We start from the raw sequence: 14,184 nt of genomic DNA on the forward strand, positions 1-14,184 counted from the left end.
GGTCCGTCCGTCCGGACCTCCCGAGAAGATCAGGGCTGGCCGAAGCCGGCATCGCTCAACACCTTCTGCCCGGTCTCGCTCAGCACCAGGTCGACGAACTCCTGGGCCAGGTCGGTGTCGTCGGCGCCGTCGATGGCGCTGATCGGATAGGTGTTCACGACCTGGTCGGCCTCCTCGAACTCGACGCCCGTGACGGTGTCGCCGGCGGCGACCACGTCGGTGACGTAGACCAGCCCGGCGTCGGCGTCGCCCGAGGTCACCTTGGCGAGTACGTCGCTGACCGACTGCTCCTCGCTGACCGGCTCGATGTCGACGCCGGTCTTCTCCTCCATCCGGGCGGTCGCGTTGCCGCACGGGACCTCGGCGGCACAGACGACGACCTTGCTTCCGGGCCTGGCCAGGTCCTGGAAGCCGGTGATGTCGGCCGGGTTGCCCGGCGGCGTGGCGATCTCCAGGATGTTGGAGGCGAAGTCCTCCGGGGCGACGGCCAGGTCGCCGAGCTTGTCCATGTTCGCGGCGTCGGCCGAGGCGAAGACGTCGGCCGGGGCGCCGTCCTCGATCTGGGCGACCAGGTCCGAGGAACCGCCGAAGCTCGTGGTCACCTTCACCTCGGGGTGTTCCTTCTCGAACTCCTCCGCCAGCTGGGTGAACGTGTCGCTCAGCGAGGCCGCCGCGAACACGGTCAGCTCCTGCTCGTCGGCCTGTCCGCTCGCGCTGCCGCAGCCGGCGAGCGCGAGGACGGCTGCGACGGCGATGCCGGCAGCGATGGCGGGGTGCTTGATCATGGGCGCTCCACGACGACGTTGGTCGACTTGATGGACGCGACGGCGCTGACGCCGGGCTCGAGGCCGAGCTCGATGGCGGCCTCGGCGCTCATCAGCGAGACGATCCGGTAGGGCCCGCACACCATCTCCACCTGGGCCATCACGGTGTCCAAGGTGGTCCTGGTGACGATCCCGAGCATCCGGTTGCGAGCGCTGACCGCCTTCGCCCGGTCCGGGTTGGGGGCGTCGGCCAGCTCCGAGGCCAGCTCGGCCAGGACGATCCCGTCGATGACCGCGCGGCCGTTCTCGGTGCTCGCCGCGATCCGTCCCGCATCCACCCAGCGGCGAACGGTGTCGTCGCTGACGCCGAGGAGATCGGCGGCTTCGGCGATGCGGTACGAGGTCACCGAAGGAGTATCGCATCTGCGGAGCGATCTCGCTTCGATTGTCCTCATCTGCGGAACGCGAGGACTCGGTGGTCGAGCCTGTCGAGACCACGATTCGAGGGAACATCGGTCGAGTGGGACCATGGAGGACGTGAGCGACACCGATCAGCAGCAGCCCGCCCAGCCGTCGAATCAGCCGACGAGCGAGCAGCCGGAGACCCCGGCGCGCAGCTACCCGCGTACGTTCGGTGCGCTCATCGGATCGATGATCTTCCTGCTCGTCCTCGTCGTCCCGATCGTGCTGATCGTGCAGTGGCGCGGCAACCTCGAGCGCGAGGTGAGCGGCGCCAACCAGACCTACAAGGCCGACTGGGCCGAGGCCGTGCGCAGCGCCCAGGCCGCCGATCTCGACATCGTCTACCCGCGTGAGCTGCCCTCGGGCTGGTACGCCAACACCGACCCGTCCTACAAGGGCGGCGAGGAGCCGGCGTGGACGATGTCGTTCGTCAAGGGCGAGACCTCCTACGTCGGCCTCGAGCTCTCGGCCCGGTCGGCGCAGGCGCTCGCCCAGAAGAACGTCGACACCCAGGCCAAGCAGGGCGACGAGGTCACCATCGAGACCGCTGTCGCCACCACCTGGACCGAGTGGTCCGACTCCGACGGCGACAGCGCCTACTCGGCCGAGGTCGACGGTCAGACCCTGATGCTCTGGGGTCCCAAGGACGGCGACGTACGCGACTACCTCGCGCTCCTCACCACCGAGCCCCTGAAGAAGTAGCGACCCACCGCTGGTCTCGACACGCCTCCGCCTAGCGGCTCCGGCGGCTCGACCAGCGAGGCGAGATCAGTCGTCGGCGATCGCGGCGTCGATCTTCTTCCGGGCGCCGTCGAGCCACTCCTGGCACAGCGTGGCCAGCTTCTCGCCGCGCTCCCACAGGGCCAGCGACTCCTCGAGGGTGATGCCGCCGGCCTCGAGCTTGCGGACGACCTCGACCAGCTCCTCGCGGGCCTGCTCGTAGGAGAGGTTCTTGTCGTCGGAGTCAGTCATCGGCTGGGTCTTTCTCGATCGAGGTGATGGCGGTGTTCAGGCGGCCGTCGGCAAGGCGGATGCTGACGGCGGCGCCTTCGGTCGCGTCGGTGACGCTGGTGAGCACGTGTCCATCGGCGTCCTGGGCGACCGCGTAGCCGCGCCTGAGCGTCTCCAGGGGAGAGAGCGCGCGGGCGCGGGCCCGATGGTGGCCGATGTCGTCGGCAGCCCGGTCGAGGGCGTGCCCGACGGTGCGACGGGCACGGTCGCGCAGCGAGGTGACCTCGTCGTGCCGGGCGTCGATCAGCGATCGTGGGTCGGCCAGCACGGGCCGCGAGCGCAGCGCGTCGAGCAGCGTCTGCTCGCGGTGGATCAGCGCGGCGATGCCGCCACGGAGCCGGTCACGACCGGTCGCGACGATCCGCTGCTCCTCGACCACGTCGGGCACGACGAGCTTGGCGGCATCGGTCGGCGTCGAGGCGCGTACGTCAGCGGCCAGGTCCAGCAGCGGCGAGTCGGGCTCGTGGCCGATCGCGGAGACGATGGGCGTGCGAGCGGCGTGCACGGCACGGATCAGGTGCTCGTCGGAGAACGGCAGCAGGTCCTCGACGGAGCCGCCGCCGCGGGCGACGACGATGACGTCGACCTCGGGATCACGGTCGAGCCGCTGCAGCTTCTCGACGACGTCGGCGGCGCTGCGCGAACCCTGCATCGCGGCGTACGCCACCTCGAACCGCACCTGCGGCCACCGTCGCCGCGCGTTCTCGAGCACGTCCCGCTCAGCCGCTGAGTTGGCCGCGGTGACCAGTCCGACCTTGGTCGGCAGGAAGGGGAGCGGTCGCTTGAGCTCGGCCGCGAAGAGCCCCTCGGCGGCCAGCAGCTGCCGGCGCTGCTCGAGCCGGGCGAGCAGCTCGCCGAGCCCGACCGGGCGGATGTCGCGGGCCTGCAGCGACAGCGTGCCGCGGTTGGCGTAGTAGGACGGCTTGGCGTGGATGATCACCGACGCGCCCTCGACCAGCGGCGGGTTGAGGCTGTCGAGCAGGAACCGGGTGCACGTCACCGGCACCGAGATGTCGGCCACCGAGTCGCGCAGGGTCAGGAACACCGTCTGCATCCCCGGCCGCCGGCTCAGCTGGGCGACCTGCCCCTCCACCCAGACCGCGCCGAGCCGGTCGATCCAGCCACCGATCGCGTTCGCGATCTGCCGCACCGGAGCGGGCGACTCGGGGGAGGTGTCGAGGGCCATGGCGCCACCCTAGTGCCCGCCCACTCGGCCCGTTTGTCCCACACACGCATGCCCACTCGGCGCGTCTGTCCCGCCTCAGAGCGTCGAGTCGGCGCGTCTGTCCCGGTTGACCGGGCAACCGTGGGACAGATGCGCCGACTCGGCGCAGATCGGCGGGACAGACGCGCCCGGTCGGTGTCGTGGTGTGGGACTGACGCGCCGAGTCGGCATGCGTGCACCGGGTCTCTAGACTGGTCCGCATGAGCATCGACCTCGGCACCCCACGCCTGATCACCGACGACGAGAAGGCCGTTCTTCTCGCGGAGCCGCGCGGCTACTGCGCCGGGGTGGATCGGGCCGTGATCACCGTGGAAGAGGCCCTGGACCTCTACGGTGCGCCGGTCTACGTGCGCAAGGAGATCGTCCACAACAAACACGTCGTCGACGACCTCCGCAACCGCGGTGCCGTGTTCGTCAACGAGCTCGACGAGGTGCCCTCGGGTGCGACGGTCGTCTTCTCCGCCCATGGTGTCTCGCCGGCGGTCCATGCCGACGCCGCCGTGCGCGAGCTGAAGACGATCGACGCGACCTGCCCCCTGGTCACCAAGGTCCACCTGGAGGCCAAGCGGTTCGCGCGCGAGGGCTACAGCATCCTGCTGATCGGCCACGCCGGTCACGAGGAGGTCGAGGGCACCATGGGCGAGGCGCCGGAGGCGACCACGCTCGTCGAGGGCCCCGGCGACGTACCCGGCATCGAGGTCCCCGACCCCTCCAAGGTCGTCTGGCTCTCCCAGACCACGCTCTCGGTCGACGAGACCATGGACACCGTCGCCGCGCTCCGGGTGAAGTTCCCCGAGCTGCTCGACCCGCCCAGCGACGACATCTGCTACGCCACCCAGAACCGTCAGCAGGCGGTCAAGGAGATCGGCGCCGCCAGCGATCTGGTGATCGTCGTGGGCTCCGGCAACTCCTCCAACTCGGTCCGCCTGGTCGAGGTCGCCCTCGAGGCGGGCGCCAAGGCCGCCTACCGCGTCGACGACGCCACCGAGATCGACGAGTCCTGGCTCGAGGGCGTACGCAGCGTCTCGGTCACCTCCGGGGCCAGCGTCCCCGAGAAGCTGGTCGAGGGCGTCGTCGGGTTCCTCAAGGACCGTGGCTTCCCGGACGCCACGGCGCACAAGAGCGCCGAGGAGTCGCTGATCTTCGCGCTGCCCACCGAGCTCCGCAAGGATCTGAAGGCGGCTGCGGCAAGGGGTTGATCCCTGCCCGCCCGGGGGCGTTAGGGTCGAGGGGTGGCCCGATTTCTCGACGTACACCCTGACAACCCGCAGCCCCGTCTGATCAGCCAGGTCGTCGATGCCCTGCGTGACGACCAGCTGATCGCGTACCCCACCGATTCCGGCTACGCGCTCGGCTCTCGGATCGGCAACAAGGACGGCCGCGACCGGATCCTGCGGATCCGCGGCCTCGACGACCGTCACCACTTCACGCTGATCTGCAAGGACTTCGCGCAGCTCGGCACGATGGTCCACGTCGACAACACCGCTTTCCGGGCGATCAAGCACGCGACGCCGGGGCCCTACACCTTCATCCTCCCGGCCACCCCCGAGGTGCCGCGACGGCTGATGCACCCGAAGAAGAAGACCGTCGGCGTACGCATCCCCGAGCACGCCGTCGTGCAGGCCCTGCTCGAGGAGCTCGGTGAGCCGCTGCTGTCCTCGACGCTGATCCTGCCCGGCGAGAACGAGCCGGAGGTCTTCGGCTGGAACGTCAAGGAGGCGCTCGACCACCAGGTCGACATCGTGATCGAGGCCGGCGAGACCCCGGCTGAGCCGACCACGGTCATCGACTGGTCCGACGGTCAGCCCGAGATCATCCGCCAGGGCGCCGGCGATGTCTCCGGGTTCCTCGCGCTGGACTGACCGATCTGCTCCGACCGCTCAGGAGGCCAGGGCGCGCTCGCGCTCGACCTCGTCGCGGGTCTCGCTGCGTTGTCGTAGGACCCGGCGCCGCATCACCAGGCAGCCCAGGCACAGGGCGTAGCCGATGAAGAGGCTGATCGCGTGGTGTCCGAGACCGCTGACCACGGCTTGGACGAAGCCGTCCTCGGCATCGGCGATCGATCCAGGCTGGGTCGCGGCCAGCAGGATGAAGATGCCGAGCATGATCAGCGGCGGCAGCACGCCGACCACGAAGAAGTCGCTGGGCCTGACGATGAGCGCGAGCGTCAGCGCGATCGCCACGAAGGTGAGGTCGAAGAGCAGGCCGATCTGGTCGTCGATGAGCAGATCGACGAAGGTCACGGTCAGCGAGGTGGCGGATCCGAGCGCGACGACATGGCGGCCGGACTCGCGTCCTTCCTCCCAGATGGTGCGCTGACTCATGTCGGGGGTCACGATCTCTCGTATGCAGCCTGTGTATCAGAACCCACGGTAGGGCCCGGCACACCGTCATTTTCGGCGGCGCGCCGATCATCCTCCCTTACGCTGCTGAGCCGCTCCACGGCGCGGATCTCGACCGGACGTGGCGTCTCGAGTTCATCGTCAGTTACCGATAATTCATTGAAACGACGGGCGGCCACGAGGACCCGGTTGTCGAGGGATCCGATCGCCTGGTTGTAGCGGGTCACCGCGGTGTTGAGCGAGCGCCCGATGCCGTCCAGATGAGTGGACATCGTGGCGAGGCGTTGGTGCAGGTCACGGCCGAGTCGGTGGATCTCCCGAGCCTGCTCGGCGAGGGCCTCGTGGGACCAGCCGTGCGCGACGGTGCGCAGCAGCGCGATCAGCGTGGTCGGCGAGGCCAGCACCACCCGGCGCTCCCCGGCGTACTCGATCAGGCCCGGCTCGGTCTCGAGTGCCGCGGAGAGGAACGACTCCGCCGGCACGAAGAGCACCACGAACTCGGGCGACTCCTCCAGGAAGCGCCAGTAGGCCTTCGAGGCCAGCTGATCCACGTGCGTACGCAGCTGGGCGGTGTGTCTGCGCAGGTGGGTGCGGTAGTCGTCCTCGTTGTCCGCAGCGGCGGCGTCGAGGTAGGCGTCGAGGGGAACCTTCGAGTCGACGACCAGCTCCTTGCCGCCGGAGAGGTGCACCACCAGGTCGGGACGCAGCCGGCCGTCCTCCAGCTGGACCTGTTCGGAGAAGTCGCACTTGTCCACCAGGCCCGCCAGCTCCACCGCGCGCCGCAGGTGCATCTCGCCCCAACGGCCTCTGACCTGGGGTTTGCGCAGCGCCGTCGACAGCGACCGGGTCTCGCTCTGCAGCCGCCCGACCTCCGTCTCGAACTGCCCCTGCCAGCGCGCCCGCTCCCGGTCGAGATGCTGCATCTGGTCGCTGAGCCGGTCGAGGCCCTGCATCACCTCGGCCTGGTCGACCATTCCCGCACCGACAGCCTCGACGCTCCGCGCCCGCACCCAGAGCCCCCCGAGCACAGCGCCCAGAGCAAGACCGATCACCAACCCGAGCACAAGGATCCAGATCTCCATGGACTGATCCTCCCAGTAAGCACCGACAGTTTTGGATGCGATTGCTTCGCAATTCGCGCAGCGCTTGCGCTTGGCCCTCGTCTTCCTCCGCTTCGTTCGTCGCTGCGCTCCTCACTGCGCTGCGTCCAGACGAGGGGCGCTCCAGCGCTGTGCTTGTGGCGATTGCTTCGCAATTCGCGCAGCGCCTCCGCTTGACCCTCGTCTTCCTCCGCTCCGTTCGTCGCTGCGCTCCTCACTGCGCTGCGTCCAGACGAGGGGCGCTCCAGCGCTGTGCTTGTGGCGATTGCTTCGCAATTCGCGAGCGCTTGCGCTTGACCCTCGTCTTCCTTCCCGCCGCTCAGTCGCTACGCTCCCTCGCTCTGGTCAGTCCAGACGAGGGGCGCTCCAGCGCTGACCGTGGCCGGAGAGACTGGTTCGTGGTTGCATGGAGACATGGCCTACGACGCCGAGCTTGCAGAACGTGTTCGTACCCTGATGCCCGCCGATGCCACCGAGGTGAAGATGTTCGGCGGGCTCGCGTTCATGGTGAACGGCAACATGGCGTGCGCGGTGGGCGCCGACGACCTGCTCGTACGCACCGGCAAGTCGGCCTACGAGGCCGCGCTCGCAGCCGGCGCGGAGCCGATGATCATGGGCGCGCGGACGATGTCCGGCTACGTCAACGTCGCCGCGGACCTACTCCGCGGCGACGCGCTCGCCGGCTGGGTCACGCGGGGCGTGGCGACGGCCGAGTCGCTGCCGCCGAAGCCGCCGAAGTAGCCGTCTCAGTCGGCCAGGTCGACGATCACCGGAGCGTGGTCGGAGGGGGAGCCGGCGCCGATGGCGGGGTTGCGCTCGTCGAGGTCGACGAAGGCGCCGGTGACGCGCGACGCGAACGACGGCGAACCGAGGACGAAGTCGATGCGCAGGCCGCGGTTGCGCTCGAAGCGCTGCCGGTAGTAGTCGAAGTAGGTGTAGGCCTCCGGGCCGGGCACGAAGGGGCGTACGACGTCCTTGAAGTCCTTCTCGATGGCGAAGAAGGCGTCGCGCTCAGCGGGGGTGAGGTGGGTCTTGCCGACGAACTGCTTGGGGTCGAAGCAGTCCTCGTCGAAGGGGCAGACGTTCCAGTCGCCGACCATGGCCGAGGGGCCGTCGTGCCACGCGGTCGCGGCCTTCTGCAGGGCGGCGAGCCACTCCAGCTTGTAGGCGTAGTGCGGGTCGTCGGGCTTGCGGCCGTTGGGGACGTAGACCGAGGTGAGGCGTACGCCGCCGCAGGTCGCGGTGAGCGCCCGTGCCTCCGCGACGTCCTTGAACGAGGGCATCCCCTCGAACCCGATCTGGATGTCGGAGAGCCCGACGCGGGAGATCAGCGCGACGCCGTTCCACTGGTCGTAGCCCACCGAGGCGACCTCGTAGCCGCGGGCCTCCAGGCCCATCGTCGGGATCTGGTCGGGCTTGGCCTTGGTCTCCTGCAGGGCGAGCACGTCGATCGAGTGTCGTTCGACGAAGGCCTCGACACGGTCGATGCGGGAGCGGATGGAGTTGATGTTCCAGGTGGCGATACGCACGCCCGTCAGACTATCCAGAAGGCGTCGTGGACTACCGTTTGAGGCGTGGGCAGAGCGACGATCGAGATGCACGGGGTCCGTCGTCTCTATGAGCAGGCCGACCTCTCCGAGCTGGTCGCCCTCGACGACATCGAGCTGACCATCGAGCCCGGCACGTTCGTGAGCATCATCGGGCCCTCGGGATGCGGCAAGTCGACCCTGTTGCGGCTGGTCAGCGGGCAGGAGAAGCCGGACGCGGGCAGGATCACGGTGTGTGGCCTGAGCCCGAAGGAGGCCGCCGAGGCGAAGGCCTTCGGGTTCGTGCCGCAGTCACCCGCGCTGCTGCCCTGGCTGAGCGTGCTCGGCAACGTGACGTTGCCTCACAAGGTCAACCGGCGCGGGGCTGCCCGGCGCGGTGACCACGGCCGCCCCGACCTCGAGGCGATGCTGCGCGAGGTCGGCCTGGGGGAGTCGCTCCACAAGCTCCCCGCCGAGCTGTCCGGGGGCATGAAGCAGCGGACCGCGATCGTACGCGCCTTCGGGCTGCGCCCCGACGTACTCCTGCTCGACGAGCCGTTCGGTGCGCTCGACGAGTTCACCCGGGAGGCGCTTCAGGAGCAGCTGCTGGAGCTGTGGGAGCAGACCCGGGCGACGGTCGTCTTCGTCACCCACTCGATCTCCGAGGCGGTCCGGCTCTCGGACAAGGTCGTGGTGATGGCCCCTCGCCCCGGCCGGATCACCGACGTCATCGACATCGACCTGCCCCGCCCGCGCCACCAGGAGATCATCACCTCGCCGGAGTTCCACGCCTACGAGCTCGCCCTCCGGGAGAGCCTGCGGGACGCCTTCAGTCACAGCGGGGTCACCCGGTGAGTCGGGCGATGAACGAGGTGGTCGCTCCGGCCACCGATACGACCGTCAGGACAGCCGCCACGCGACGGCTCCGCCACCGCACCAGGATCCTCCGGCCGGCGTACTGGCTTCCCTTCGTCCTCCTCCTCGTGGTGCTCGGGTTCGGCTGGGAGGTGGGGGCGCGACGGATGCCCTACCTGTTCGCGCCGCTGGGCGACGTCGCGGGCGTGCTGACCGGCGACCCGGGCTACTTCCTGTCCAACACCCTGGTCACGCTCGGCGAGGCGCTGGTGGGGCTCGGGATCGGGTTCGTGGCCGCCTTCGCGCTCGCCGTGGTGGTGAGCGAGATCGGCGTGGTGCGGCGCGCGGTGATGCCGCTGGCCGTGGTGCTCTCGGTGACCCCGCTGGTGGCCATCGCGCCGTTGCTCGTGGTGGCGCTCGGCTTCGGGATGGGACCGAAGGTCGTCCTGACCGCACTGGTCTGCTTCTTCCCGATCCTGATCAACGTGGCGACCGGGCTGCGTGCGGTGCCCGGCCCGGTGCTGCAGGTCTACCGCACCGTGGCCGCGAGCCGGCTGGAGGTGCTGCGGCACCTGCGGGTGCCGGCCTCGCTGCCCTACGTCTTCGCGTCGCTGCGGATCGTCTTCCCGCTGTCGATGATCGGTGCCGTCGTGGCGGAGCTCTCCGCCGCAGGCTCGGCCGACGGGCTCGGCAGCGTGATCCAGGTGGCCAGCTCGCAGAACAGACTGGCTACGGTGTGGGCAGCGATCTTCGTCCTCGCGGCGCTCGGCTCGCTGCTGTTCTGGCTCGTGACGCTCGCCGAGCGGCGAGTGCTCCACTGGCACCAGTCCTGATTCTTGCGTTGAAGGAGCCCTTCATGTCTCGCGTACGTCCGATCGCCGCTGCCCTCATGTCGGCGGTCGTCCTGCTGGGTGCGCTCACTGCCTGCGGCTCCTCGCAGAACTCCGCCGGCGAGCAGGGGAGCGCGGTCTCGGCCGAGCGCTGCGAGCAGAACCGGGAGGCCGGGAGGATCACCTACATGTCGGGCTACTACTGGCAGGCGTCGGCCTCGATCATGGAAGCCATCGCCGCAGATCAGCTGGGCTACTTCGATGATCTCTGCCTCGACGTCGAGCTCCAGCCGGGCTCGGGCGACGTCTCCCAGAACGCCAAGCTGATCGCGGCCGGGAAGGTGCAGGTCGGCCCGCTCTCGGAGCAGGACATCATGACCTCCAACGCGAGCGGCCTGAAGGTCCTCGGCGTCTCCTCCTACTCCAACGCGGGTCTCGACGTGCTCATGACCGACACCGGCATCACCGACCTGAAGCAGCTCGAGGGCAGGACGCTCGGCCACAAGGGCTGGGTGCCGGTCGGGGTGCAGGCGATGCTCGCCGAGGCGGGCGTCGACATGTCCGAGGTCAAGCAGGTCAAGGTCGGCTACGACCCGGGCGTGCTGCCGCGCGGCCAGGTCGACGCGCTGGTCGGGTTCGTCTCCAACGAGCCCAACCAGCTGAAGGAGGCCGGCGAGAAGGTCACGGTCTGGCAGCCGACCGACTTCGACGTGCCGGGCTCCCTCGGTGCCTACTCCGTCAACCCCGCGTGGGCGGAGAAGCACCCCACCGCGGTCGAGGACGTCCTGCGCGCCGTCTTCAAGGCCTACACCTACTGCGCTGCCGACGAGCACGTCGAGGAGTGCATCGGCTACCAGCACGACCTGGCCGGCGCCGAGTCCGACGAGAAGCACGAGACCGCCATCTGGCGCACCGAGGTGCAGGTCGCGGCCGACAACCCGCTCCCGGGCAGGTTCGGCTCGGTCGACCCCGCCAACGTCGCCGCCCTGGCCGAGGTCGTGACGACGTACGCCGGGCAGAAGGTCACGCCCGAGCAGGCTGCCTCCTGGTTCGACAGCTCCTTCGCCGAGGCCGTGGTCGATGACGCCGACCAGGTGATCTGGCCCGCTCCGTGACGTGAGCGACGGCAAACGTACGAGTTCCGCGCGAAACTTTTGCCCGTCCAACGGGAATTTCACCGAAGTTTCTATGCCATTTTCGGGGTCGTAACGCTTGAATCTCCTGTGGCCGTCGGCGTCAATCGCCGGCGGTCGCTCACAAATCCAGGAGGAAGAGCTATGCGAGTTCGTATTCCCATGATGATCGCCGCGGCTGCGGGTGCCGCAGCGCTGACTGCGTCGATGGTTCCCGCATTCGCCGAGGAGGCCCCGAGCTACCAGGAGTTCGAGGCGTCCACGTACGTCGACGTCGACGGTCAGTACATCGTCAACGGCGACGAGGTCGTGTCCAACCAGGGTGACCTGCACAAGTTCTACGAGTCGATGGTCTCGACGCCGAAGCACGTCCCGGAGGACGGCCTCATCGTCAACACCATCAGCGGCAAGGACGACAAGTGGTCGGCCTCCCAGGCGCTCAACCTGACCTACTGTGTCTCGGACAAGTTCGGCACCGACAAGGCCGCCATCGTCACCGCGATGGCACAGGGCGAAGGGCTGTGGGAGGCAGCGAGCTCGGCGGTCGAGTTCATCTACGTCCCGTCCCAGGACGCGTCGTGCAACACCCGCAACTCCAACGTGCTGTTCTCGGTCGAGCCGGTGAGCACCTCGCAGTACATCGCCCGGGCGTTCTTCCCGTCGACGTCGAAGCGCTCGCGCAACGTGCTCATCGACGACTCGATCTTCTCGGCGGGCAACTGGGAGCCGGGTGACATCCTCGCCCACGAGCTCGGGCACACGCTCGGGTTCCGCCACGAGCACACCCGCCCGGAGGCGGCGACCTGCTTCGAGGACAACAACTGGCGTGCGCTGACCCCGTACGACTCGTCCTCGATCATGCACTACCCGCAGTGCAACGGCGGCTCGGAGGACCTGGAGTTCCAGGCCTCCGACGCGGCCGGTGTCCGGGCACTGTACGGCTCCTGATCACCTAGCAGCAGCACAGAGGCGGCCCTCCCGGTTTCCGGGAGGGCCGCCTTCGTGCGTTGCCTAGTAGGACAGACCGTGGCCGAGCGGGAAGAGATCGGGGATCTCCACCGGGAGCTTGCCGCTCGGGTCGACCTCGCCGTGGAGCACCCGCACCAGCGACTCGAGCTGGTGGGAGGTGTAGCCGTAGGTGTCGAGCACCGTGGCCGCCTCCGGGAAGGAGGTGACGTCGTAGGGGTTGCGCATCGCGGTCACGATCACCGGCGTGTCGGTGGCCAGCAGCGCCTTGACCAGCTTGGTCTGGGCCACGGACGCGGGTGTCGGCTGGCCGGTCGCAGGGCTGATCTGCCAGGCGTTGTTGGTCGGCACGACCACCACGTCCTTGCCCTCGGCTGCTGCGACCGCGGCGTCGATCTGCGCATCGGTCGGCGTGGTGCCCGACTGCAGCACCTGGGTCGTCGCGCCGCGCTTCTGGAACCCGGCCGCGATGCCGGCGGTCGTGTCCACACCCCAGCCCGCGACCAGGACGTCCCTCGGGCCGGCCGCAAGCGGCAGCAGACCGTCGTCGTTCTTCACCAGGGTGGTGGTGCGGTCGGAGATCGCCTGGGCGTCGGCCTTGTGGACCGGATTGGCGAAGACCGCCGGAGCGGCAGCCGGGTCGACGTACGGGCTCTCGAAGATCTTGTTGTCGAGCTTGTGCTTCAGGATCCGGTAGACCGACTCGTCGAGCCGCTGGCGCGAGATGGTGCCGTCCTTGACGGCGCCCAGGACCGCTGCGTACGCCGTGTCCATCTGCGGCGGGATGAGCAGCTGGTCGGCGCCGGCGAGGAAGGCCTCGACCGGGGCGACGTCGGGCGGGTAGGTCGCGCTCGCGCCCTGCATGTCGAGGGCATCGGTCACGATGAGACCGTCGAAGCCCATCTCCTCGCGGAGCAGGCCGGTGAGGATCGGCTCCGACATGGTGGCCGGCTCGCCGCTCGGATCGATCGCGGGCACGGTCACGTGGGCCGTCATGATCGCGTCGATGCCGGCGTCGATCGCGGCCTCGAAGGGCGGCAGGTCGATCGCCTCTAGCTGCTCGCGGGTGTGGGTCACCTCGGGCAGGCCGTAGTGGCTGTCGGTGCCGGTGTCGCCGTGGCCGGGGAAGTGCTTGGCGATCGAGGAGAGGCCGCCCTTGTCGAAGCCGCCCACCTCTGCGGCCACGATGTCGGAGACCGCGGCGGAGTCGGCCCCGGCGCTGCGGATGCCGATGACCGGGTTGTTGGGGTTGAGGTTGACGTCGGCGACGGGCGCGTAGTCCTGGGTGACGCCGACGGCGGCCAGCTCGGTGCCGATCACCTCGGCCGAGCGGGCCGCGTCCGCGGCCGAGCCGTCGGCGCCGAGCGCCATCTGGCCGGGCATCTGGGTCGCACCGCTGGCCGGGCCGAAGCGGGCCACGAGCGCGCCGCCCTCCTGGTCGACCGCGATGTTGAGCGGGATCTTGGGCCGCTGCTGCAGCGCGGCGCTCTGGAGGCCGTTGGAGAGCTTCGCCACCTGGGCGGCGTCGCCGATGTTGTCGGGGCCGCGGGTGGTGAAGTAGATGACCCCGCCGGGCTGGTACTTCGCGATCGCCTGCGCCGGGGTGTCCACGCCGTAGAGCTTCTGGTTGCCGGCCTTGGCCGCGTCGCTGACGTTGTTGGCGTCGCGCCCGTAGACCTCGATCACGAAGAGCTGGCCGACCTTCTGCTGCAGCGACATGTGGTGCATCAGCGAGACGATCTGGCGGTGCTGCGGCGACGCCATGTCCGTGGCGAGCTGCCCGGCGGTCGTCCTGGGCGGGTCGGGCTCGACGGCATGAGTTGCTGCGTACGGCATCGCAACCGCCACCGCAGCGGCAAGTCCCGCCGCCGCCAGCCTGCCACCTCTGGTCAGTGTCGTTCTGCTCATGACAACCTCCCCATCTGCGCCGCTGGTATGCAGCACGGCGACTCACTTTAGGGGCTACCAAC

General features: G+C 69.2%; 16 protein-coding genes. 8 read left to right on the forward strand and 8 right to left on the reverse strand.

All coding sequences use genetic code 11. From position 1 onward, the window contains the following. Positions 1 to 29 precede the first annotated feature (29 nt). Both modA and ACFVDI_RS12290 read right to left on the reverse strand, forming a co-directional pair. On the reverse strand, positions 30 to 785 hold the full coding sequence (modA, locus tag ACFVDI_RS12285; protein WP_378904978.1) for a molybdate ABC transporter substrate-binding protein: 756 nt from the start codon (positions 783 to 785) through the stop codon (positions 30 to 32). Next, the gene (locus ACFVDI_RS12290; RefSeq protein WP_378904980.1) at positions 782 to 1,171 is read right to left on the reverse strand and encodes a molybdopterin-binding protein; all 390 of its coding nucleotides are present in this window, start codon (positions 1,169 to 1,171) and stop codon (positions 782 to 784) included. Before ACFVDI_RS12290 ends, modA begins: the two co-directional genes overlap by 4 nt. Before the next feature lie 130 nt (positions 1,172 to 1,301). Between ACFVDI_RS12290 and ACFVDI_RS12295 the strand changes: the two genes are divergently transcribed. Continuing rightward, on the forward strand, positions 1,302 to 1,928 hold the full coding sequence (locus ACFVDI_RS12295) for a DUF4245 family protein (RefSeq protein WP_378904983.1): 627 nt from the start codon (positions 1,302 to 1,304) through the stop codon (positions 1,926 to 1,928). 66 nt (positions 1,929 to 1,994) lie between these two features. Here the strand turns inward: ACFVDI_RS12295 and ACFVDI_RS12300 are convergent, their stop codons facing one another. Continuing rightward, positions 1,995 to 2,198: an exodeoxyribonuclease VII small subunit gene (locus tag ACFVDI_RS12300; protein ID WP_378904986.1), complete on the reverse strand. Its 204-nt coding sequence runs from the start codon at positions 2,196 to 2,198 to the stop codon at positions 1,995 to 1,997. Then, entirely contained in the window at positions 2,191 to 3,423 is a 1,233-nt protein-coding gene (gene xseA / locus ACFVDI_RS12305) for an exodeoxyribonuclease VII large subunit (protein ID WP_378904989.1), read from the reverse strand. Before xseA ends, ACFVDI_RS12300 begins: the two co-directional genes overlap by 8 nt. Positions 3,424 to 3,662: 239 nt before the next feature. Here xseA and ACFVDI_RS12310 point away from each other — a divergent pair, with 239 nt between their 5' ends. Both ACFVDI_RS12310 and ACFVDI_RS12315 read left to right on the forward strand, forming a co-directional pair. Continuing rightward, entirely contained in the window at positions 3,663 to 4,661 is a 999-nt protein-coding gene (locus ACFVDI_RS12310) for a 4-hydroxy-3-methylbut-2-enyl diphosphate reductase (protein WP_378904992.1), read from the forward strand. A 33-nt stretch (positions 4,662 to 4,694) separates the two neighbouring features. Beyond that, positions 4,695 to 5,324: an L-threonylcarbamoyladenylate synthase gene (locus ACFVDI_RS12315; protein ID WP_378904995.1), complete on the forward strand. Its 630-nt coding sequence runs from the start codon at positions 4,695 to 4,697 to the stop codon at positions 5,322 to 5,324. 18 nt (positions 5,325 to 5,342) lie between these two features. Here the strand turns inward: ACFVDI_RS12315 and ACFVDI_RS12320 are convergent, their stop codons facing one another. Continuing rightward, positions 5,343 to 5,798, reverse strand: coding sequence for a DUF6542 domain-containing protein (locus ACFVDI_RS12320; RefSeq protein WP_378904998.1), 456 nt, complete (start codon positions 5,796 to 5,798; stop codon positions 5,343 to 5,345). Further along, entirely contained in the window at positions 5,795 to 6,886 is a 1,092-nt protein-coding gene (locus tag ACFVDI_RS12325) for a DNA recombination protein RmuC (protein ID WP_378905001.1), read from the reverse strand. Before ACFVDI_RS12325 ends, ACFVDI_RS12320 begins: the two co-directional genes overlap by 4 nt. A 432-nt stretch (positions 6,887 to 7,318) precedes the next feature. On the opposite strand from ACFVDI_RS12325, the gene ACFVDI_RS12330 reads away from it, so the two are divergent. Next, positions 7,319 to 7,645 carry a TfoX/Sxy family protein gene (locus ACFVDI_RS12330; RefSeq protein ID WP_378905004.1) on the forward strand — a complete coding sequence of 109 codons (327 nt, stop codon included), beginning with the start codon at positions 7,319 to 7,321 and terminating at the stop codon, positions 7,643 to 7,645. A gap of 5 nt (positions 7,646 to 7,650) precedes the next feature. On the opposite strand, the gene ACFVDI_RS12335 is transcribed toward ACFVDI_RS12330, so the two are convergent. Continuing rightward, positions 7,651 to 8,433, reverse strand: coding sequence for an exodeoxyribonuclease III (locus ACFVDI_RS12335; protein ID WP_378905007.1), 783 nt, complete (start codon positions 8,431 to 8,433; stop codon positions 7,651 to 7,653). A 45-nt stretch (positions 8,434 to 8,478) separates the two neighbouring features. On the opposite strand from ACFVDI_RS12335, the gene ACFVDI_RS12340 reads away from it, so the two are divergent. The 4 genes from ACFVDI_RS12340 to ACFVDI_RS12355 all read left to right on the forward strand — a co-directional run bounded on the left by ACFVDI_RS12340 (position 8,479) and on the right by ACFVDI_RS12355 (position 12,196). Continuing rightward, positions 8,479 to 9,285, forward strand: a complete 807-nt coding sequence (locus tag ACFVDI_RS12340; RefSeq protein WP_378905010.1) for an ABC transporter ATP-binding protein — start codon at positions 8,479 to 8,481, stop codon at positions 9,283 to 9,285. A gap of 8 nt (positions 9,286 to 9,293) precedes the next feature. Next, positions 9,294 to 10,118, forward strand: a complete 825-nt coding sequence (locus ACFVDI_RS12345) for an ABC transporter permease (RefSeq protein WP_378905013.1) — start codon at positions 9,294 to 9,296, stop codon at positions 10,116 to 10,118. Between the two features lie 23 nt (positions 10,119 to 10,141). Further along, a complete protein-coding gene (locus ACFVDI_RS12350) occupies positions 10,142 to 11,230 on the forward strand; it encodes an ABC transporter substrate-binding protein (RefSeq protein WP_378905016.1) in 1,089 nt (362 codons plus the stop codon). 162 nt (positions 11,231 to 11,392) lie between these two features. Next, entirely contained in the window at positions 11,393 to 12,196 is an 804-nt protein-coding gene (locus ACFVDI_RS12355; protein ID WP_378905019.1) for a M57 family metalloprotease, read from the forward strand. A gap of 63 nt (positions 12,197 to 12,259) precedes the next feature. Here the strand turns inward: ACFVDI_RS12355 and ACFVDI_RS12360 are convergent, their stop codons facing one another. Beyond that, positions 12,260 to 14,122: a glycoside hydrolase family 3 protein gene (locus tag ACFVDI_RS12360; protein WP_378905022.1), complete on the reverse strand. Its 1,863-nt coding sequence runs from the start codon at positions 14,120 to 14,122 to the stop codon at positions 12,260 to 12,262. Positions 14,123 to 14,184: the final 62 nt, after the last annotated feature.

Source organism: Nocardioides sp. NPDC057767 (genome assembly GCF_042798275.1).
Lineage (GTDB): Bacteria > Actinomycetota > Actinomycetes > Propionibacteriales > Nocardioidaceae > Nocardioides.